The sequence below is a fragment of the Dyella sedimenti genome (genome assembly GCF_022760995.1).
Taxonomy (GTDB): domain Bacteria; phylum Pseudomonadota; class Gammaproteobacteria; order Xanthomonadales; family Rhodanobacteraceae; genus Dyella; species Dyella sedimenti.
This window is the reverse complement of sequence record NZ_JAKWJO010000004.1, coordinates 16,419-36,682: the sequence shown is the minus strand read 5'-3', so window position 1 is coordinate 36,682 and position 20,264 is coordinate 16,419. Positions and strand designations below refer to the sequence as shown.

General features: G+C 68.3%; 17 protein-coding genes and 1 pseudogene. 12 read left to right on the top strand and 6 right to left on the bottom strand.

The features are described 5' to 3' along the window. Positions 1–132: 132 nt before the first annotated feature. The 4 genes from MJ605_RS10205 (at position 133) to MJ605_RS10190 (ending at position 5,584) form a co-directional block, all read left to right on the top strand. The gene (locus tag MJ605_RS10205) at positions 133–1,722 is read left to right on the top strand and encodes an N-acetylmuramoyl-L-alanine amidase (RefSeq protein ID WP_243041415.1); all 1,590 of its coding nucleotides are present in this window, start codon (positions 133–135) and stop codon (positions 1,720–1,722) included. Between the two features lie 101 nt (positions 1,723–1,823). Beyond that, positions 1,824–3,653 (top strand): DNA mismatch repair endonuclease MutL, encoded by a 1,830-nt coding sequence (mutL, locus tag MJ605_RS10200; RefSeq protein ID WP_243041414.1) that lies wholly within the window; start codon positions 1,824–1,826, stop codon positions 3,651–3,653. Between the two features lie 109 nt (positions 3,654–3,762). Further along, on the top strand, positions 3,763–4,692 hold the full coding sequence (locus MJ605_RS10195) for a DUF1684 domain-containing protein (protein ID WP_243041413.1): 930 nt from the start codon (positions 3,763–3,765) through the stop codon (positions 4,690–4,692). Further along, entirely contained in the window at positions 4,676–5,584 is a 909-nt protein-coding gene (locus MJ605_RS10190) for a DUF1684 domain-containing protein (RefSeq protein ID WP_243041412.1), read from the top strand. Before MJ605_RS10195 ends, MJ605_RS10190 begins: the two co-directional genes overlap by 17 nt. 38 nt (positions 5,585–5,622) lie before the next feature. On the opposite strand, the gene MJ605_RS10185 is transcribed toward MJ605_RS10190, so the two are convergent. Further along, positions 5,623–6,405 (bottom strand): enoyl-CoA hydratase/isomerase family protein, encoded by a 783-nt coding sequence (locus tag MJ605_RS10185; protein ID WP_243041411.1) that lies wholly within the window; start codon positions 6,403–6,405, stop codon positions 5,623–5,625. Positions 6,406–6,556: 151 nt separating this feature from the next. Between MJ605_RS10185 and MJ605_RS10180 the strand changes: the two genes are divergently transcribed. The 3 genes and pseudogenes from MJ605_RS10180 to MJ605_RS10170 all read left to right on the top strand — a co-directional run bounded on the left by MJ605_RS10180 (position 6,557) and on the right by MJ605_RS10170 (position 9,019). Next, entirely contained in the window at positions 6,557–7,276 is a 720-nt protein-coding gene (locus MJ605_RS10180) for an FKBP-type peptidyl-prolyl cis-trans isomerase (protein ID WP_243041410.1), read from the top strand. A 95-nt stretch (positions 7,277–7,371) separates the two neighbouring features. Continuing rightward, positions 7,372–8,171 (top strand): annotated as a pseudogene (locus MJ605_RS10175) (CoA pyrophosphatase). Continuing rightward, positions 8,168–9,019 carry a sulfurtransferase gene (locus tag MJ605_RS10170; protein WP_243041409.1) on the top strand — a complete coding sequence of 284 codons (852 nt, stop codon included), beginning with the start codon at positions 8,168–8,170 and terminating at the stop codon, positions 9,017–9,019. Before MJ605_RS10175 ends, MJ605_RS10170 begins: the two are co-directional and overlap by 4 nt. A 107-nt stretch (positions 9,020–9,126) precedes the next feature. Here the strand turns inward: MJ605_RS10170 and MJ605_RS10165 are convergent, their stop codons facing one another. The 4 genes from MJ605_RS10165 to uvrA form a co-directional block, all read right to left on the bottom strand. Continuing rightward, on the bottom strand, positions 9,127–9,882 hold the full coding sequence (locus tag MJ605_RS10165; RefSeq protein WP_243041408.1) for an enoyl-CoA hydratase/isomerase family protein: 756 nt from the start codon (positions 9,880–9,882) through the stop codon (positions 9,127–9,129). A 63-nt stretch (positions 9,883–9,945) separates the two neighbouring features. Then, positions 9,946–11,406 carry a DUF4139 domain-containing protein gene (locus MJ605_RS10160; protein WP_243041407.1) on the bottom strand — a complete coding sequence of 487 codons (1,461 nt, stop codon included), beginning with the start codon at positions 11,404–11,406 and terminating at the stop codon, positions 9,946–9,948. Positions 11,407–11,500: 94 nt separating this feature from the next. Beyond that, complete coding sequence (locus tag MJ605_RS10155; RefSeq protein ID WP_243041406.1) at positions 11,501–11,998, bottom strand: acyl-CoA thioesterase; 498 nt, start codon at positions 11,996–11,998, stop codon at positions 11,501–11,503. Then, positions 11,995–14,892 carry an excinuclease ABC subunit UvrA gene (gene uvrA / locus MJ605_RS10150; RefSeq protein WP_243041405.1) on the bottom strand — a complete coding sequence of 966 codons (2,898 nt, stop codon included), beginning with the start codon at positions 14,890–14,892 and terminating at the stop codon, positions 11,995–11,997. Before uvrA ends, MJ605_RS10155 begins: the two co-directional genes overlap by 4 nt. A gap of 170 nt (positions 14,893–15,062) precedes the next feature. Between uvrA and MJ605_RS10145 the strand changes: the two genes are divergently transcribed. The 4 genes from MJ605_RS10145 (at position 15,063) to cgtA (ending at position 17,737) form a co-directional block, all read left to right on the top strand. Next, on the top strand, positions 15,063–15,812 hold the full coding sequence (locus MJ605_RS10145; RefSeq protein ID WP_243041404.1) for a DUF2059 domain-containing protein: 750 nt from the start codon (positions 15,063–15,065) through the stop codon (positions 15,810–15,812). Between the two features lie 97 nt (positions 15,813–15,909). Then, positions 15,910–16,224, top strand: coding sequence for a 50S ribosomal protein L21 (rplU, locus tag MJ605_RS10140; RefSeq protein WP_243041403.1), 315 nt, complete (start codon positions 15,910–15,912; stop codon positions 16,222–16,224). A 19-nt stretch (positions 16,225–16,243) separates the two neighbouring features. Next, entirely contained in the window at positions 16,244–16,501 is a 258-nt protein-coding gene (gene rpmA / locus MJ605_RS10135) for a 50S ribosomal protein L27 (RefSeq protein WP_243041402.1), read from the top strand. 168 nt (positions 16,502–16,669) lie between these two features. Next, positions 16,670–17,737 (top strand): Obg family GTPase CgtA, encoded by a 1,068-nt coding sequence (gene cgtA / locus MJ605_RS10130; protein ID WP_243041401.1) that lies wholly within the window; start codon positions 16,670–16,672, stop codon positions 17,735–17,737. A 211-nt stretch (positions 17,738–17,948) separates the two neighbouring features. On the opposite strand, the gene rpsT is transcribed toward cgtA, so the two are convergent. Further along, positions 17,949–18,212, bottom strand: a complete 264-nt coding sequence (rpsT, locus tag MJ605_RS10125) for a 30S ribosomal protein S20 (RefSeq protein WP_038616506.1) — start codon at positions 18,210–18,212, stop codon at positions 17,949–17,951. Between the two features lie 277 nt (positions 18,213–18,489). Here rpsT and murJ point away from each other — a divergent pair, with 277 nt between their 5' ends. Beyond that, positions 18,490–20,082 (top strand): murein biosynthesis integral membrane protein MurJ, encoded by a 1,593-nt coding sequence (gene murJ, locus MJ605_RS10120; RefSeq protein ID WP_243041701.1) that lies wholly within the window; start codon positions 18,490–18,492, stop codon positions 20,080–20,082. The last annotated feature ends 182 nt before the right edge of the window (positions 20,083–20,264 follow it).

The following is a 20,264-nucleotide window of genomic DNA, read 5'->3' as shown; positions in this document are numbered from 1 at the left end:
GGTGGCGAAGGCTTTTGTTTGCGTGGGTTGCGGCCGATAGCTGGATGTTGCCTGATAAAACCCATGCAGGTTATGGATATTCAAGGGAAAACCTCTTGCATTCAGCGGGCAGGTGGGCTTCAATGCCGCCCCATGAAGGGATATAGGACGCATCCTGCTGTGCTGGGCGCCGTGGCCTTGCTGGCCGTGGCGCCTTTCTGCGTGGCGCGCGCCGCCGACGTGAAGGGCGCGCGCGTCTGGGCCGGCCCCGAATACACCCGCGTGGTACTCGATGTCTCCGGGCCGGTCACCTATAAGCTCAAGCAGGATGGCGACCAGCTTGTGGTCGATATCGACGGCAGTTCGATCAGCGGCGATTTCCATTCGCCCTCGGCCCAGGGCCTGTACCAGGGCATGAGCGGGGTGCGGCAGGGCAACAACGTGCGCCTGACCGCCCGCATCGCCTCGTCCAGCAGCGTCAAGAGCTTCCTGCTCAAGCCGCAGGCCGACTATGGCTATCGGCTGGTGGTGGACCTGTACCCGGGCAACGGGGCGGTGGCCGGCGCCAAGCCCGCGGTTCCAGCCCGGAACGCCGATGACGGTGGCGCCGTCGCGGCAGCCGCCACGCCCGAGCCGGATCCGGCGCCGGCCGTGGCGCCGGTGCGATCTTCCGGCAAGTCCGGCCTCAAGCCGACCCAGAGCGGCATGGCGTCCACCCGTGCGGCGGCCGCGATGCTCAACGGCGAGCGCAAGGTGGTGATCGCCATCGATGCCGGCCATGGCGGCGAGGACCCCGGCGCGCATGGCCCGGGCGGCACGCTGGAGAAGAACGTGACGCTGGCGGTCGCCCGCCAGCTGGCCGACCAGATCAACCAGCAGCCGGGCATGCGCGCAGTGCTGACGCGCAACGCGGATTTCTTCATTCCGTTGCAGCAGCGCTACCAGATCGCCCGCAACAATTCGGCGGACCTGTTCATCTCGATCCACGCCGACGCCTACATCAACGGCGATGCGCGCGGTTCGTCGGTGTGGGTGCTGTCGCCGCGCGGCAAGACCAGCATGGCGGCCCGCTGGCTGGCGGACGGACAGAACCGCGCCGACCTGATCGGCGGCGTCACCCTGGACGACAAGAACGACGGCCTGGCCGCCGTGCTGCTGGACCTGCAGCAGGGCTATTCGATGCAGGCCAGCGAGTCGGTGGCCGGCAACGTGCTGCGGGCGCTGGGCAATCTCGGCCCGACCCATCGCGGCTACGTGGAGCGGGCCAACTTCGTGGTGCTGCGCTCGCCGGACGTGCCCTCGATCCTGGTCGAGACGGCCTTCATCAGTAATCCGGACGAGGAGCGCAAGCTGCGCGACCCGTCGCACCAGGCGCGCCTGGCCTCGGCGGTGATGAGTGGCGTGAAGGGCTACTTCGAGGCTACGCCGCCGCCGGGCAGCTGGTTCGCTGCGCAGGCGGCGCGCCGCAGCGGCGTGGCGAACGTGGCCACCACCCAGGGCGACGACGACGATTCCTCGCGCGCCACCAAGGCCGTGGCCGAGGCGATGGCCACCACCGCCAACAGCGACGGTTCGCGCGCCGACGATGGCGTGCGCGACCTGCATCGCGTCGAGCGTGGCGAAAGCCTGCGCAGCATCGCCCACCAGTACGGCGTGAGCGTGAATGCGCTCAAGAGCGCCAACCGGCTGGACGGCGACAGCGGCGTGCATGCGGGCATGGTGTTGACCATACCTTCCAGTTGAGACGAGGGAAAAGGCGCTAACGCCTTGCTTTCCCTCGCGCCTTCGATTTTCCGTTCTTCCCCGCGCTTTTCCCCCCGGGCACGAGGCCTTAAGCTTCGCCGATGCCTGTCATTCGCGCCCTTCCTCCCGAGCTTATCAACCAGATTGCCGCCGGCGAGGTGATCGAACGGCCTTCGTCGGTGGTCAAGGAGCTGGTCGAGAACAGCCTCGATGCCGGCGCCACGCGCATCGAGGTGGACATCGAGCAGGGCGGCGCCCGCCTGATCCGCGTGCGCGACGACGGCTGCGGCATCGCGCCGGACGAGTTGCAGCTGGCGGTGGCCTCGCACGCCACCAGCAAGATCGGCAGCTTCGACGACCTGGAGCACGTGGCCAGCATGGGCTTCCGCGGCGAAGCGCTGGCTTCGGTGTCCTCGGTGGCGCGCTTCGCGCTGACCTCGCGCGCGCAAGGCCAGGACGCCGCGTTCCGCATCGAGGTGGACGGTGGCCGGGTGCAGGCCGCGCGTCCCGCGCAGCACCCGCAGGGCAGCAGCGTGGAAGTGCGCGACCTGTTCTACAACGTGCCGGCGCGGCGCAAATTCCTCCGCGCCGAGCGCACCGAATTCGCGCACATCGACGACCTGCTGAAGTCGCTCGCACTGGCGCGCACGTCGGTGGAGTTTCGCCTCAGCCACAACGGCAAGCCCGTGCGCATCCTCAAGGCCGCGCGCGACGAAAGCGCCGCCCTGCAGCGCGTAGCCGAAGTGCTGGGTGAGGATTTCCCCACGCAAAGCCTGCGCATCGACCATGCCGCAGCGGGGCTGCATCTGTCCGGCTGGGTGGGCTTGCCTACGGCCTCGCGCTCGCAGGCCGATTCGCAGTATTTCTACGTCAACGGCCGCCTGGTGCGCGACCGCGTGGTGGCGCACGCGGTGCGCCAGGCCTACGCGGATGTGCTGTTCCACGGACGCCATCCCGCCTTCGTGCTGTACCTGGAGCTCGATCCGGCCGGCGTGGACGTGAACGTGCACCCGGCCAAGCACGAGGTGCGCTTCCGCGAGCAGCGGCTGGTGCACGACTTCCTGTTCCGCACCCTGCACGAGGCGCTGGCGCAGACGCGCGCCGGACAGGTCGGGCTGCCCGCGCAGGAGCCCGTGCCGACGGCCGCTTCCGCCTACCGCATGGCGCCATCGGCCCCGGCGATGCCAGCATGGCCCAATGCCTTGAGCCAGAGCCGGCTCAGCCTCGGCGTGCGCGAGGAACCGTTGGCCGACTATGCCGCCCTGCTTGGCGAGCCCGCCGTCGTGCCGCAGGCGCCGCTCGCCTTCGCGGCGAACACGCCGATGCCGGAGACTACCGACGACGAGGCACCGCCGCTTGGGTTCGCCATCGCCCAGCTCAAGAGCATCTACATCCTGGCCGAGAATGCCCACGGTCTGGTGCTGGTGGACATGCACGCCGCGCACGAGCGCATCACCTACGAAAAGCTCAAGGCCGGCCGCGCCTGCAGCAACCTGCGCTCGCAGCTGCTGCTGGTGCCCATGAACGTGCCGGTCAGCGCCAGGGAGGCCGCCGCCGCCGAGGAACATGCCGACGCGCTGGCGGAGTGGGGGTTGGAACTGTCGCGCAGCGGGCCGTCCGGCGTGGTGGTGCGGCGCATCCCCGCGCTGCTGGAAGGCGCCGACGTCGCCCAGCTGTGCCGCGACGTGCTGGCCGAACTGGCCCAGCATGGCAGCTCGCGCCGCCTGCAGGAACTGGAGAACGAACTGTTGTCCACCATGGCCTGCCACGGCTCGGTGCGCGCGGGACGCCGCCTCACCGTGCCGGAAATGAACGCGCTGCTGCGCGAGATGGAAGCCACCGAGCGTTCCGGCCAGTGCAACCATGGCCGCCCCACCTGGACGCAGCTGAGCCTCGCCGAACTGGACCGGTTGTTCCTGCGCGGCCGCTGAGGCTGCGCCGGGATATGCCGATTCGACATAAGGTCATGCCGATGCGCCGTTTGCCTCGTTGGCGAATGGACGTCTATATTCCATGATCCTACCTGTCCCGGGGCTTGCCATGCTGCGCACCACCGTTCTTGCTTTCGCCCTCAGCCTTGGAGTCGCCGCCGTGCACGCCCAGACCGCCGAACCCACCGCCCCCCAGATCGTCCAGCAGGCGCAGGACTGGCAGCACAAGCGCCTGGAGCGGCTCACCTCGCCCAACGGCTGGCTGACCCTGATCGGCCTGGACTGGCTGAAGGAAGGCGCCAACCGCGTCGGCAGCGCCGCCGACAACGACATCGTGCTGAAGGCCGGTCCCGCGCACCTGGGCGTGGTGACGCTGGCGAAGGACGGCGTCACGCGCATCGTGCTCGACAAGGACAGCGGCGCCACCGTCGACGGCAAGCCGCTGCGTGAGGCCGAGCTGGTCAGCGATGCGAAGGCGGGCGGGCAGGGGCCGACCACGGTGGCCTTCGGCAGCGCCAGTTTCTACGTGATCGACCGCGACGGCCGCAAGGCGCTGCGCGTGAAGGACGCCAACGCCGAGACGCGCACGCATTTCCTCGGCCTGGACTACTACCCGATCGATCCGTCCTGGCGCATCGAGGCCGACTGGGTGCCGTTCGCGCCGGCGCACAAGCTGGAGATCGGCAACGTGCTCGGTAGCATCGACGCGGTGGAGGTACCCGGCAAGGCGGTGTTCCAGCGCGATGGCCATACCTTCGAGCTGCAGCCCTACCAGGAGGAGCCGGGTGGTGAGCTGTTCTTCGTGCTGGCCGACCGCACCTCGGGCAAGGAAACCTACGGCGCCGCGCGTTTCCTCACCGCGGCGTTGCCGGCCGGCGGCCTGGACAAGCCAGGCAAGGTGGTGCTGGATTTCAACCGCGCCTACAACCCGCCGTGCGCCTTCACGCCCTATGCCACCTGCCCGCTGGCGCCGCCGGAGAACCGGTTGGATGTCGCGGTGACCGCCGGCGAGAAAAAGTACCGTGGCTCGCATCACTGAGCGCCTCGCGCTGGCCGTGCTGCTGCTTGGCGTCGTATCCGTCCATGCGGCAGATGACACGGCAGGTTACACGCAGGAGATCGCCAAGGCCCGCGCCGAGCGCGTGGACCGCCTGCGCCGGCCGGATGGCTATCTCGCACTGACCGCTTCCGGCTGGCTGGAGCCGGGCGACAACAGCGTGGGCAGCGCCGCCGACAACCGCTTCCAGGTGCCGGACGCACCTGCGCACCTGGGCGTGCTGCAGTTGGCCGCCGGCGGCGGCGTGGCATTGCGGCTCGCCGACACGCACGGCATCACCGTGGACGGCGCGCCCGCGCATGAGGCGACGGTGCCCTTGCGCACGCAAGGCGCGGACGGCAAGCAGTTGCCGACCCGCATCGGTTTCGGATCGAGCTACCTCTACGTGGTGCAGAACGGCGACAAGCGCGGCCTGCGCGCCAAGAACAACGACGCGACGCTGCGCACGCATTTCCCGGGCTTCGATTATTTCCCGGTCGATCCCACCTGGCGAGTCGAGGCCAACTGGGTGCCGTTCCGGCCACAGGAACACCTGCGCATCGCCTATGTCACCGGTACCGAGGAAGACACGCCGGTGCCAGGCAAGGCGGTGTTCCAGCGCGGCGGCGTCACCTACGAGCTGCGTCCCATCGAGGAAGGCGGCCACCTGTTCTTCATCTTCAGCGACCGCACCGCCGGCAAGCTCACCTATGGCGGCGCGCGTTTCCTCTATGCGGCCGAGCCCAAGGACGGCAAGGTGCTGCTCGACTTCAACCTGGCCGAGAACCCGCCCTGCGCGATCACGCCGCACGTGGTCTGCCCGCTTGCGCCGCCGGAGAACCGGCTCGGCGTGGCGGTGGCCGCGGGCGAGAAGAAGTTCCGCGGCGGGCATTGAAGGCGCGGGGCGGGCCATCCTCGGCTCGCCCCGGCTGCTCACCGGCCCTTGAACACGGCCTTGCGCTTTTCCAGGAACGCCGTGGTGCCTTCGCGCATGTCCTCGGTGGCGAAGGCGAGGGCGAACGCCTGCGTCTCGAACTCCAGGCCCTGGTCGATACTGGTCTCACCGCCCTGCAGCACGGCATCGAGGATGCCGGCGGCGGCCAGTGGCGCGGCGGCGGCAAGTTGGTCGGCCAGCGCGTCCACCGTCTCGTCCAAGGCCTCCGGTGGCACCACGCGATTGACCACGCCCAGTTCATAGGCGCGCGGCGCGCCGATCGGCGCGCCGGTCAGGCACAGCTCCAGCGCCGCGCCGCGGCCGGCCAGGCGCAGCAGGCGCTGGGTGCCGCCGAAGCCGGGAATCAGGCCGAGGTTGATCTCGGGTTGGCCAAAGCGGGCCTTCTCGCTGGCCACGCGCAGGTGGCAGCACATCGCCAGCTCCATGCCGCCGCCGAGGGCGAAGCCTTGCACGCGGGCGATCACCGGCTTGCCCAGGCGTTCGACCAGGCTCATCAGGCGCTGTCCGGCACGCGAGAAGGATTGTGCCTGCACCGGGGTGTAGCCGTGCATCTCGCTGATGTCGGCGCCCGCCACGAACGCCTTCTCGCCGGCGCCGGCCAGCACCACCACGCGGACCGCATCGTCCTGGGCGGCCTGGGTGAAGGCCAGGGTCAGCTCGTTGATCGTCTCGCGGTTGAGCGCATTGAGCTTGTCGGGCCGGTTGACCGTGATGGTGCGCACCGCGCCGCGGTTGGCGATTTCCAGGTTGCGATAGGCCATGGCTACACTCCGGCAGGTAAAACGCGCATGGTACCAGTGGGAACCTTTGACGCCCCCGATGTTCTCAGCAGGGACGCCCGCCCCGGGGCGTTCGCTGCACGTTAGGCCAGGACCGCTTACGATGAGCGTTCCGGCTGCAATGGAGATAGGCATGGCACAACGGCGATGGCTTGCACTGGGCATCCTGCTCTGGAGTGCGATGGCGCATGCGCAGGACACGGGACCGGCGCCGGATGCCAGTTCGATCAAGCTCGACAAGACCAAGCTGTCCTACGCCATCGGCTACCAGATCGGCAGCCAGTTCGCCAACGGCGACGGGCCGGACGTCGACATCGCCACCTTGCAGCGCGCCATCCAGGATGCCTACGGCAAGAAGCGCCCCGCGGTATCCATGCAGGACATGCACGACCAGATGCAGAAGCTGGACCAGCAGATGCGCAGCGAGGCGCTGGCCAAGTTCAACCACCTGGCCGATGCCAACGCGCGCAAGAGCGCGGACTACATGGAGCACAACCGGCAGAAGCCGGGCGTGATCCAGTTGCCGTCCGGCATCCAGTACGAGGTGCTGCGCAAGGGCACGGGCACCAGGGACGTGCCGGTCGGTTCGGTGGTCACGGTGAATTTCCGCGCGATGCTGATCGATGGCACCGAGTTCGACAGTTCCTGGGCGCATGGCTCGCCAGTGAGTTTCGTGGTCAATAACAAGGTGATCCCCGGCTGGCAGGAAGTGATCCAGCGCATGCACGTGGGCGACCTGTGGAAGGTGACGGTGCCGCCCAGCCTGGCCTATGGGCTGCGCGGCGATCCTCCGCGCATCGGCCCCAACGAAGCGCTGGTATTCGAGATCGAACTGCTCGAAATCAAATCATGAGAACTGGCCCGGAGCCGCGCCGGGCCGATTCTGGCAAACTGGATGGCCAGGCGGCGCGCCACACCGTCCCCGATGCCGCCGTTGCCCTTCCGAGCATGTCCAGCGATTCCCGCGATCCCATCCTTCCTTCCGGCCCGCTGACGCCGTGCGTGGGCGTGTGCCGGCTCGACGCACGCGGCTATTGCGAAGGCTGCCTGCGCACCGGCGACGAGATCGCGCGCTGGCGCGGCATGCCCGACGAGGAACGCCGGCGCCTGATGCGCGACGTGCTGCCCGCGCGCAAGGTGCCGTGATGGAGGGCGTGCTGGCCGATCTCGGCGCCGCCTTGCTGCCCTTGTCGGCGCCACCTGCCGGGCAGGGCTGGAACCATGCCGACATGACGGAACTGCTGGGCGACAAGCCACGGCGGCCGGCCGCCGTGCTGGTGGGCGTGCGCGAGGCCGTGCAGCCGCGGCTGGTGCTTACCGTGCGCACCGACCACCTGCAGGACCACGCGGGCCAGGTGGCCTTTCCGGGGGGCCGCACCGATCCAGGGGACGCCGATGCCATCGCCACTGCCCTGCGCGAAAGCGAGGAAGAGATCGGCCTGGCCCGCCAGCTGGTGACGCCGCTGGGTTTCCTCGACCGCTTCGAGACCATCAGCGGCTACAACATCACGCCGGTGGTGGCGCGCATCGATCCGCAGGCGCGGCTGTACCCGGCGCCCGACGAGGTGGCCGAGGTGTTCGAGGTGCCGCTGTCGTTCTTCCTGGAGCCGGCCAACCTGCGCCGCTACACCATGGAATTTCGCGGGCGCCAGCGCGACATGGTGGAATTCGTGCACGGCCGCCACCGCATCTGGGGCGCCACCGCCGCGATGGTATTCAATCTGCTCAAGAGGATGGGCCGCGCATGAGCTTCACGACGCCATTGATCCAGGCCGGCGAACTGGCCGCGCTGCCGCCGGGCGACGTGCTCGTGGTCGATTGCCGCTTCGATCTGGCGGCACCGGAGCAGGGCGAGCGCGATTACTGCGCGGGCCATATTCCCGGCGCGGTCTACGCCAGCCTGGACACCGATCTTTCCGACTTGTCGCGCCAGTCCGAAGGCCTGGGGCGGCATCCGTTGCCGTTGGAAACGTCCTTCTCCGCCACGCTGTCGCGCTGGGGCTGGCGACCCGGCCTGCCGGTGGTGAGCTACGACGCGGCGGGCGGAGCGCTGGCCGCCGCGCGCCTGTGGTGGTTATTGCGCATCGCGGGCGTGCGCGATGCCGCCGTGCTGGATGGCGGCTATCCGGCCTGGCTTGCCGCCGGGCTGCCGGTGGAGGAGGGCGAGACGCTGCGCGAGCCGGGCCGGGCCAGCGTGCGGTTCGATCCCGACCAGTACCTGCTCGATTCCGAGCAGGTGCGCGATGTGCCGAACCGGCTGCTGCTCGATGCGCGCGCCGCGCCACGCTATCGCGGCGAGGTCGAGCCGATCGACCGCGTGGGCGGGCACGTGCCCGGCGCGCTGAATCGTCCGTTCGCGGAGAACCTGGCGGCGGACGGACGGTTCAAGCCGGCCGTGGAACTTCGCCGGGCATTCCTCGCCGTGCTGGGTGCGCACGCGCCGGGCGAGGTGGTGCACATGTGCGGCTCCGGCGTCACCGCCTGCCATAACCTGTTGGCGATGGAACATGCCGGCCTGTCCGGCTCGCGGCTGTATGCGCCCTCGTGGAGTGGTTGGGTCAGCGATCCGGCGCGGCCGGTGGCCAAGGGCGGGTAAGCATTTCTTCATCTGTAGGAGCGCACCCAGTGCGCGACCATGGCCCGCGGCTCAACGCTCCGATGGTTGTCGCGCACAGGGTGCGCTCCCACAGGAAAATCGAAGGGTCAGGGCTTTTTCTTCAGCCGCTCGACCAGGGCCTGCAACACAGCCTGCGTTTCCGGATGGAAATACGCATCGAGGAACGGTTCCAGTGGCATCGCATCCGGATCGGCCCAGGCGGTGGTCAGGTCGGCGCGGGCCAGTGCGCGGGTGGACAGCATGGCGTTGGAGGGCAGAGCCAGCATGCCTTCCAGCCAGCGGAGCGCCCGCGTGACCACCTGGTCCACGCCGGTCAGTTCGTCCACCAGGCCCAGCGCCAGCGCCTCGGCGGATTCGATCATGGCGCCGGCCACCACCAGCCGCTCGGCCCGATAGGCGCCGACGATGCGGCGCAGGGCCAACTGGATCGATTCGGGCACTACCAGGCCAACCTGCACCTCGTTGAGGCCGATGCGGTACGGGCCATCCGCCATCACGCGGTAATCGCAGAACAGCGACAGCACCGCACCACCAGCCGGGCTGTGGCCGGTGATGGCGGCCACGACCGGCACCGGCGACAGCGCCAGCGTCGAGCCGGTGTGGAAGAACTCGCGCCAGAATTCGCGCACGCCCTCGCGGTCGCGGCCCAGCAGGGCCGGCACGTCCACGCCCGCTGAGAACAAGCCCGGCGCACCGGACAGCACCAGTCCGCGCGCGCCGCCGGCCAGGGCGCCATCGACCGCATCGCGGATGGCGCGCAGCAGGTCCACGTTGAGCGCATTGACCGGCGGGCGCGCGAGGTTGATCTCGGTAATGGCGTCGTGGGTGATGACGTTGAGCATGGGCAAGGAATGCATCGAGAGAGGGGAGCCGAGAGTAGCAAAGCCCGGCCGGCGCCGCTTCCGCTATTGCGGCTGCTCCTCCGCCGTCCACTGGTAGCGCAACGCATAATCCAGCGTGGCCTTGCCGCCGGCCGGCACGGTCACCTGGAACTCCAGCATGTCCGGCGTCTGCTTGCTGGGCTTGCTGCTGGACGAGGCCAGGGTCCACTGGCGCCAGCGCCAGGGGTGTTCCAGCACGGTGATGGTGCGCGGGCTGTCGCCGGCGTTGCTGAGCGTGATGCGGAAGGCTTCATCCAGCGTGCGTCCCGCCTTGTCCAGCTTGAAGTCGGTGCGTTCGCGCTCGCCGCGCAGGTCGAAGGCGGTGCCCAGGGTGATGTCTACGTCGCTGCCCTTGGGCGTATCGCTGATGCGGCCTTCGCCGATGAACTGCGGCACACCCGTGCTGTCGGCGGCCAGTGCCCGCAGGTAGCCGGCCGGAAGGCTGTCGAACGCGCGGAACTTCAGGGTACTGGCGATGGCGGTGTTGTTGGCGCCTGGCTGGTAGTCCCGGCCGATGATGGGTTGGGGCGGCACCCATCCGCCCTGGTTGTATTGGTAGATGGCGCTGCGTTCGCAATCGATCGTGCGCGTGGCATACAGGGGTATCTGGCTTACGCTGCCATCGGGCAGGTCGACGAGGCCGGACAGGGCATAGGTGCGGTAGTCGGCCAGCGTGCCCTGCTCGGGCAGTTCGGCGCCATCGGCCTTGGCGCGGGCGGCGAAGGCCATGGGCATGGGGCGGGCCGGTGATGGCTTGGCCATGTTCGGCTCGCCCGCGACCAGGGTCAGCTGCACGTCCTTCCAGTCGCGGCCGCTGCGGTTGGCGATGCTGGCGCGCGATTCGAACTGCAGCCGGCAGCGGTTGCCCGGTTGCAGCGTGCCGACGTAAGCCGCGCGCCAGCCGAGCCCGGCGGTGGTATAGCTCAGCGTGGCCTGGGCGTTTCCGGCGCGCGCGGCGTCGATGCGCAGTTGCAGCAGCGCGCCGGTCTGGAAGCTGCCCTGGGCGCGCACGGCGGCAAACTCGCGGACCAGGCTGGTGCGCCCGGATGCATCCTGCACCAGCAGGCCGTCGCCGGCGCGCAGCAGGGTGCCACTGGCCAGCGGCTGGCCGCTGCCCGAGAGCACTTCCACCGGCTGGCCGACCAGGCTGCCCAGCGCCGCATCCTGGCCCTGGCCGAGCAGCAGGCGCTGGGACTGCACCCTGGCGGCACCGCCGTCGACGCTGAGCGCCAGCGCCTCCGGATCCAGGTATTGCGGCAGCCCGCCGAGGCTGATGTCCTGCGTGCCGGCCTTGAGCTGCAGCTGGCGCGGTTCGCGCGCCACCGCATAGCCGGCGGATACGCCGCCGCCGTTGTCCGCGCCGAACAGCGTGGGGCTGTCGCTGCGGTAGAGCGTGAGCGTGGTGTTGGCCGGCGCCGCGATGGCGTCCGCCGCCAGGCTGGCGGCGAGGGTGAAGGCGAGGGAACGGAGCGGGAACGGGATCACGGTCGAACTCCTTTCGGGGTGGTCGCTGCCGATCATACGTGCGTGGCATGAAGCGGCGATATCCGACCGTCCGGCTGTTCGATCCCTGCCGTCGTCAGGTGGCGGCCTCGCGAATGGAGGGCGGCAGCGGCACCGGCTTGCCGGTGGCGGGGTTCATCCACACCAGCACCACCTTGCCATCGCTGTACAGCCGCGTGGTGTCGTCCGCATCGACGATGCGGTGGGCCAGCGTGATCGAGCTGTTGCCCAGCCGCTCGCAGGTCAGCTCCACGTCGAGCTGGGCCGGCCATTCGATGGGCCGGCGATAGTTGATCTCGCTGGCGGCCAGCACCGGCATCGACTGCTCGTCGAACCAGCCCGGCACGTGGCGTAGCCACTGCAGCCGCGCCTCTTCCAGGTAGGTGAGGTAGATGGAGTTGTTGACGTGGTTGAAGGCATCGAGATCGCGCCAGCGCACGCCGATCGGCGCGACGAACAGCGGGCGCGGCGATGCGGCCCCCGTTTCGGCGGCATCGTTGGCCGGTACGCCGTCCTGGGAATCCGTCTTGCGCTGGCGCGTGCCTTTTCCGGGGGCCGGTTGGGTAGAACTCATGCGGTCTTCTTCCGTAATGCGGGTTTGCTCTTGCCATTGCCTTCGGCCCTGGCCGCCTTGGTGGGCTTCATGCCGAGGTGCGGGGCAAGGAAGTGTCCGGTATGCGAGCCCGGCGTGGACGCCACCGTTTCCGGCGTGCCGGCCACGAGGATGCGACCGCCGCCGGCGCCGCCTTCCGGGCCGAGATCGACCAGCCAGTCGGCGGTCTTGATCACGTCCAGGTTATGCTCGATCACCACCACCGTGTTGCCCTGGTCCACCAACTGGTGCAACACGTCGAGCAGTTGCTCGATGTCGTGGAAGTGCAGGCCGGTGGTCGGCTCGTCGAGGATGTACAGCGTGCGGCCGGTGTCGCGCTTGGACAGCTCCTTGGACAGCTTCACTCGCTGCGCCTCGCCGCCGGAGAGCGTGGTCGCGCTCTGGCCGAGCTTGATGTAGTCCAGCCCCACCGCGCGTAGCGTTTCGAGTTTGCGCGCGATGGTCGGCACGTTCTCGAACAGCTTGAGCGCGTCCTCCACCGTCATGTCGAGCACGTCGGCGATGGTGTGGCCCTTGTAGTGCACTTCCAGTGTCTCGCGGTTGTAGCGCTTGCCCTGGCAGACGTCGCAGGGCACGTACACGTCGGGCAGGAAGTGCATCTCCACCTTGATCATGCCGTCGCCTTCGCAGGCCTCGCAGCGGCCGCCGCGCACGTTGAAGCTGAAGCGGCCCGGCGTGTAGCCGCGCGCGCGCGCCTCCGGCACCTGCGCGAACAGCTCGCGCAGCGGCGTGAACAAGCCGGTGTAGGTGGCCGGGTTGGAACGCGGCGTGCGGCCGATCGGCGACTGGTCGATGTCCACCACCTTGTCGAACAGCTCCAGCCCCTCCACGGACCGGTACGGCGCCGGCTGCTCGCTGGCGCCGTTCAACTCGGCGGCGGCGAGGCGGAACAGCGTGTCGTTGACCAGGGTGGACTTGCCCGAGCCCGACACGCCGGTGACGCAGGTGAACAGGCCGGCGGGAATGGCCAGGTCCACGTTCTTGAGGTTGTTGCCGCTGGCGCCCTTCAGGTGCAGCCACGAGTCCGGATCGAGCTGCTGGCGACGCTCGGTGGGCACCTCGATGCCGCGCTTGCCGGACAGAAACTGGCCGGTGACCGAACGCGGCGTGGCGAGGATCTCCTTGAGCGTGCCCTGCGCCACCACCTCGCCGCCGTGCACGCCGGCGCCGGGGCCGATGTCGAGCACGTAGTCGGCCATGCGGATGGCGTCCTCGTCGTGCTCGACCACGATCACCGTATTGCCCAGGTCGCGCAGCCGTGTCAGCGTGCCAAGCAGGCGCTCGTTGTCGCGCTGGTGCAGGCCGATGGAGGGCTCGTCGAGCACGTACATCACGCCCACCAGGCCGGCGCCGATCTGCGAGGCGAGGCGGATGCGCTGCGCCTCGCCGCCGGACAAGGTGTCGGCCTGGCGATCCAGCGTAAGGTAGTTGAGACCGACATCGTTGAGGAAGGTGAGGCGCTCGCGGATCTCCTTGACGATCTTCACCGCGATCTCGCCGCGCCAGCCGGTGAGCTTGAGCTGTTCGAAGAAGGTCAGCGCATCGTCGATGGAGCGCGAGGTCAGCGAGGGCAGCGCGTGGTCGGCCACGAACACGTGGCGCGCCGAGCGGTTCAGGCGCTGGCCGTGGCACTCCGGGCAGGGCTGGTCGCTGATGTACTTGGCCAGTTCCTCGCGCACGGCGGGCGACTCGGTTTCCTTGTAGCGCCGCTCCATGTTCGGCAGGATGCCCTCGAACGCATGCTCGCGGGTGACGCGGCCGCCGCGCTCGGTGAGGTACTTGAAGGCGATGGCTTCCTTGCCGCTGCCGTATAGGATGGCCTTCTGCACGTCGGCCGGCAGCTTGCGCCACGGCGTCTCGACGTCGAACTTGTAGTGGTTGGCCAGCGACAGGATCAACTGGAAATAGTGCGCGTTGCGGCGGTCCCAGCCGCGGATGGCGCCGCCGGCCAGCGACAGCTCCGGATGCGCCACCACGCGCGCCGGATCGAACACCTGGGTCACGCCCAGGCCGTCGCAGGTCGGGCAGGCGCCGATCGGCGAGTTGAACGAGAACAGGCGCGGTTCCAGTTCCGGCAGCGAGTAGTCGCACACCGGGCAGGAGTAGCGCGAGGACAGCAACTGCTCGGTGGCCTTCGCGTCGTCCATGTCGACCACGATGGCCAGGCCGTCGCCCAGGCGCAGCGCGGTCTCGAACGACTCGGCCAGGCGCTGCTTGATGTCCTCGCGCGGGCGGAAGCGGTCGATCACCACCTCGATGGTGTGCTTCTGGCGCAGGGTCAGCGGCGGCACGGCGTCCAGGTCGTACACGGCGCCGTCCACGCGGGCGCGCACGAAGCCCTGGGCGCGCAACTGGTCGAACACCTGCACGTGCTCGCCCTTGCGCTCGCGCACCACCGGGGCGAGCAGCATGTAGCGCTTGTCCGGGTCGAGCGCGAGGGTGGCGTCCACCATCTGGCTGACCGTCTGCGCCTCCAGCGGGATGCCGTGGTCGGGGCAGCGCGGCGTGCCCACGCGGGCGTACAGCAAGCGCAGGTAGTCGTACACCTCGGTGATGGTGCCCACGGTCGATCGCGGGTTGTGCGAGGTGGACTTCTGCTCGATGGAGATGGCCGGCGAGAGACCCTCGATATGGTCCACATCGGGTTTTTCCATCATCGACAGGAATTGCCGGGCGTAGGCCGACAACGATTCGACATATCGGCGCTGGCCTTCCGCATAGATGGTGTCGAAGGCCAGCGAGGACTTGCCCGAGCCCGACAGGCCAGTGATCACGATCAGCCGGTCGCGCGGCAGGTCGAGGTCGATGTTCTTGAGGTTGTGCGTGCGTGCGCCGCGGATGCGGATGGTGTCCATGTCGCCCGGAAGAGATGGAGGGGAGGGAAAAACTGCACTATATCAAACTAACCAGGACAGTTATTGCCTGCCTGACTTCTGGCCATCGCGCTTCAGGGAAGGCCGGCCCGACTATGGCTTAATAGGGACTTTGGCCTGGATCAGGCCCTGGCTTCGATCAGAGAGTGCGGATGCTTAAGTGGAAAAGATGGGGCGTCGCCCTGGCGCTTGCAATGGCCGGCGGGCAGGCGTTGGCCAACGCGGCCCCGGCCACCGAGGAGCAGGTACGCCAGCTCCTGGACGTGGTGGGCGTGGGCAAGATGCTGGCCCAGATGAACACGCAGGCGGTGACCACGCTGCAGCAGTCGATGCCCTGCGTGGCGCCGGACTTCTGGCAGAACTACATGGACGCCAACCAGACCCAGCTGTTCATCGGCCGGCTGGTGCCGGTGTACCAGCACCATTTCACGGCCGACGAGTTGGAAGGATTGCTGAAGTTCTACCGCTCGCCGCTGGGCCAGAAGGTGGTCAACGAAATGCCAGTGACCATGGCGGAGGCCAGCCAGGCCGGCCAGCAGTGGAGCCATGAGCGCAGCGATCAGATGATCGCCGAGCTCAAACAGATGGGCAGCCTGGACGCCAGTGGCCGCTGCCCGGCCAAGGTGGCGCCGGCGGCCGTGGCCGGGGCGGAGGAGGGCGAGGCCGCGCCTTCCGGCAAGGCGGCACCGTCCAAGGCCAAGGCGGCCCCCCACAAGGCGCCGGCCAAGCCGGTGGCGAAGAAGCCGGCCGCCAAGCCTGCCGCGAAGAAGCCCGCCACCGCCGGCAAGGCGCCCGCCAAGACCGGGGCCAAGCCGGCCACCGCCGCCTCGTCCGCCAAGACCGGCGACCAGGCCACGCCGGGCAAGGCTCCGGCCCAGGGCGGCTCCACGGGTGGTCAATGATTGACCACCCAGTCCTGGCATCGCTATAATCCTCAGTTCGCCAGTGCCGTAGCTGGCCTGGCGAGCCCAAGAGAATAACGACAGAAGGGATATTCCCATGAGTTACGCAGTCATCAAGACCGGTGGCAAGCAGTACCGCGTTCAGCAGGGTGACGTCCTGCGCGTGGAGCTGCTGACGGCCGACGAAGGCGCCACCATCCAGTTCGACCAGGTCCTGCTGGTCGGTGCGGGCGAGAGCATCACCGTGGGCGCACCTACCGTGGCCGGCGCCACCGTGAGTGCCACCGTGCGCAAGCACGGCCGCGCGGACAAGGTGCGCATCATCAAGTTCCGCCGCCGCAAGCACCACAAGAAGCAGCAGGGTCATCGTCAACATTTCACCGAAGTCGAGATCACGGGCATCAACGCCTGATCAGCCGGAGCAGATAGTCATGGCACACAAAAAAGGCGTAGGTTCGTCCCGCAACGGTCGCGACTCCAACCCGAAATACCTCGGCGTGAAGGTGTACGGCGGCCAGGCCATCGAGGCCGGCAACATCATCGTGCGTCAGCGCGGCACCAAGTTCCATCCCGGCACCGGCGTGGGCGTGGGCCGTGACCACACGTTGTTCGCCCTGGTCGACGGCACCGTCGAGTTCAAGGCGCGCGGCGCCGAAGGCCGCAAGTTCGTCAGCGTCGTCAAGGGCTGATAGCTCTACGCGTTGAAGCGAAGGCCCCGCTTCGGCGGGGCTTTTGTTTTGTCGAGTAAATAGTCAATGGTGAATGGCTAAAGCCGGCCACCCGATGCCCGCCCGCTCACAAGGCCGCGACGCTTTTGCCCTTTACCATTAACCACTTACTATTGACTGCTCTCAAAAATGAAATTCGTCGACGAAGCGATCATCAAAGTCCATGCCGGTGACGGCGGCAACGGGTGCATCAGCTTCCGTCGCGAGAAGTTCATCCCGTTCGGCGGCCCCGACGGCGGCGACGGCGGCAGCGGCGGTTCGGTGTGGCTGGTGGCCGACGAGGGCCTCAATACCCTGATCGACTTCCGTCACCAGCGCTCGTTCAAGGCCCAGCGCGGTCAGAACGGCATGGGCAGCCAGATGTACGGCAAGGGCGGCGAGGACACCTTCATCCGCGTGCCGGTAGGCACGGTGGTCACCAACGTCGACACCGACGAGATCATCGGCGACCTCACGCAGCACGGCCAGCGCCTGCTGGTGGCGCAGGGCGGCAAGGGCGGCCTGGGCAACATCCATTTCAAGAGTTCGGTGAACCGCGCGCCGCGCAAGTCGACGCCGGGAACGCCGGGCGACGTGCGCGAGCTGAAGCTGGAGCTCAAGTTGCTGGCCGACGTGGGCCTGCTGGGCTTTCCCAACGCGGGCAAGTCCACCTTCATCCGCGCCGTGTCGGCCGCCACGCCCCGCGTCGCCGACTACCCGTTCACCACGCTGCACCCCAACCTGGGCGTGGTCAGCCTGGGTACCGACCAGAGCTTCGTGATCGCCGATATCCCGGGCCTGATCGAGGGCGCGGCGGACGGCGCGGGCCTGGGCATCCAGTTCCTGCGCCACGTATCGCGCACCCGGCTGCTGCTGCACGTGGTGGATATCGCGCCGGTCGACGGTGCCGATCCGGTGGAACAGGTGCGCGCGATCGAGCAGGAGCTGGAGAAGTTCGATCCCGAGCTGCTTGAGCGCCCGCGCTGGCTGGTGCTGAACAAGGCCGACGTGCTGCCCGCCGCCGAACGCCAGGCCATCGCCGGGGACATCGTGGAGCGGCTGGGCTGGAAGGCGCCCTGGTTCCTGGTCTCGGCCATCGCCCGCGAGAACACCCTGCCGGTATGCCAGCAGGTGTGGCGCTTCCTGGAGGAGGAGCACATGGCGCGCGAGGAACGCGACGACATGTTGCCGGGGGATGTGCGGTTGCGCGGCGAGTAGGCGTCTTTGGCGGTCAAAAAAAGCGGCCCGGGCGGCCGCTTTTTTTGACCGTCATTCCGGCGCAGGCCGGAATGACGATGCAAAACGTCCGGGGTCACTCTATTGCCGGCCAAACAAAAACCGGCCTGCGCTGGCCGGTTTTCACACGGGCACAGAAAAGCCGGCTTGCGCCGGCTCTCCTACCAACCCGGATGCGAGACGCGGGGCCGGCTTACGCCAGCTCGCGGATCTTCGCGTTAAGGCGGCTCTTGTGGCGAGCGGCCTTGTTCTTGTGGATCAGGCCGCGGGCGGCGTAGCGGTCCATGACCGGCTGCGCGGCGGCGAACGCCTCGACGGCAGCGGCCTTGTCCTTGTTCTCGATGGCCTTGACGACCTTCTTGAGGGCGGTGCGCACCATGGAGCGGGCGCTGACGTTGCGCAGGCGGCGCTGCTCGGACTGGCGCGCGCGCTTCTTCGCGGACTTGATGTTGGCCAAGGTAGAACTCCGGAATAGCTGGGTTGGAAAAAGACGGCAAGTATGCGACGAATGCGCCGCAGCGTCAACCGCTTAGCCGCTTGTCAAGCGGCCGCTGCCGGCGCCATGCCTTCGGATGCGCCGGAATGGGCGCGTACGGCCCGCATTATGCCATGACAGGGTCGTGAACTCGCCCACGCGCGCTGTCACACTATGCGCCTTTCGGCCGGGGCGGGGGCTCCTCCCGGCGCCCGTCCCATCCGCCAAGGCACCGTCGCACCGCATGAAGTCTCCCAGCATGTTCCGTGGGTTGCTGTCGTTCAGCAGCATGACCATGATCTCGCGCGTCCTCGGGCTGGTCCGGGACATGTCGATCAACACAGTGTTCGGCGCCAACGCGGCAACGGACGCGTTCTGGGTCGCCTTCCGCATCCCCAACTTCATGCGCCGGCTATTCGCCGAGGGCTCGTTCTCCACCGCTTTCGTGCCGGTTTTCATGGAGGTGAAGGAAAAGCGCAGCCACGAGGACCTCAGGCAACTGATGTCCCGCGTCTCCGGCACGCTGGGTGGGGTGCTGCTGTTGATTACCGCGTTGGGTGTGATCTTCGCGCCCCAGGTGGCCGCGATGTTCTCCCAGGGCGCTGCCGACACGCCGGAGAAGTTCGAGCTGACCGCGCAACTGCTGCGGCTGACTTTTCCCTTCCTGCTGTTCGTCTCGCTGACCGCGCTGTGCGGCGGCGCGCTCAACAGCTTCCATCGCTTCGCGCTGCCGGCGCTGACCCCAGTGATCCTCAACTTGTGCATGATCGGCGGCGCGCTGTGGCTGTCGCGCTACCTGCATCCGCCGATCCTGGCGATGGGCTGGGCGATCCTGCTGGCGGGCATCCTGCAACTGCTGTTCCAGTTGCCTTCGCTGAAGGGGCTGGACCTGCTCGCGCTGCCGCGCTGGGGCTGGAGCCATCCGGACGTGCGACGCATCCTCACGCTGATGGTGCCGACGTTGTTCGGCTCCTCCATCGCCCAGGTCAACCTGCTGCTGGATACGGTGATCGCCGCCTACCTGATGACCGGCTCGCAGAGCTGGCTGTCGCAGGCGGACCGCTTTCTGGAGCTGCCGTTGGGCCTGTTCGGCGTGGCGTTGGGCACGGTGATCCTGCCGTCGCTGTCGCGCCACCACGTCACCACCGACCGCGACGGCTTCTCCAAGGCGCTCGACTGGGGCCTGCGCACCACGTTGCTGATCGCGGTGCCGGCGATGTTCGCCCTGATGCTGCTGGCCAGACCGCTGGTGGCCACGTTGTTCCAGCACGGCCAATTCACTCCGTTCGACACGCGCATGGCGACGCTGTCGATCACCGCGCTCAGTTTCGGCCTGCCCGCGTTCGCCCTGGTCAAGGTGGCGCTGCCGGCCTTCTACGCACGCCAGGACACCAAGACGCCGGTGCGCGCCGGCGTGGCCTCGCTGGTGGCGAACATGGTGCTCAACGTGCTGTTCGTGGCCCTGCTGTACCTACTGTGGGCGACGCCCGAGCAGCGCCGGCTGCCCTGGCTGGACGGCATCGCCGCGGTGCCCGGCCTGCACATGGCCTTGGGCATGGCCAGCGCGCTGGCCAGCTACCTCAACCTGGGCCTGTTGTGGCATTGGCTGAAGCGGGCCGGCGTGTATCAGCGCCAGCCCGGTTGGGCCCGCCACCTGCTGCGGCTGGTGCTGGCCTGCGCGGTGATGGTGGCCGTGCTGCTGGCGGGCATGGCGGTCTGGCCGGACTGGACCGGCGCCGACAAGTGGGCCCGCGTGTGGCGCCTGGCCGTGCTGGTGCTGGCCGGTGGCGGCGCCTATGCGGCAACCCTGTTCGCCGCCGGCTTCCGCCTGCGCGAACTGCGCGGCGCGTGAGGTTCTTTGCTTTTCTGTAGGAACGCACCCTGTGCGCGACCGGCGAAAGCGAGAGGCGAGGGCGCAAGCTCGCATGTCTGTCGCCACTCGGGAGCTGCCCCTGGTGGTCGGCTTTGGCGCCCTCGCTACTAACCCCTAATCCCTCGCTTCCCTGAGCCCTGGCATTCGCTGGTCGCGCACGG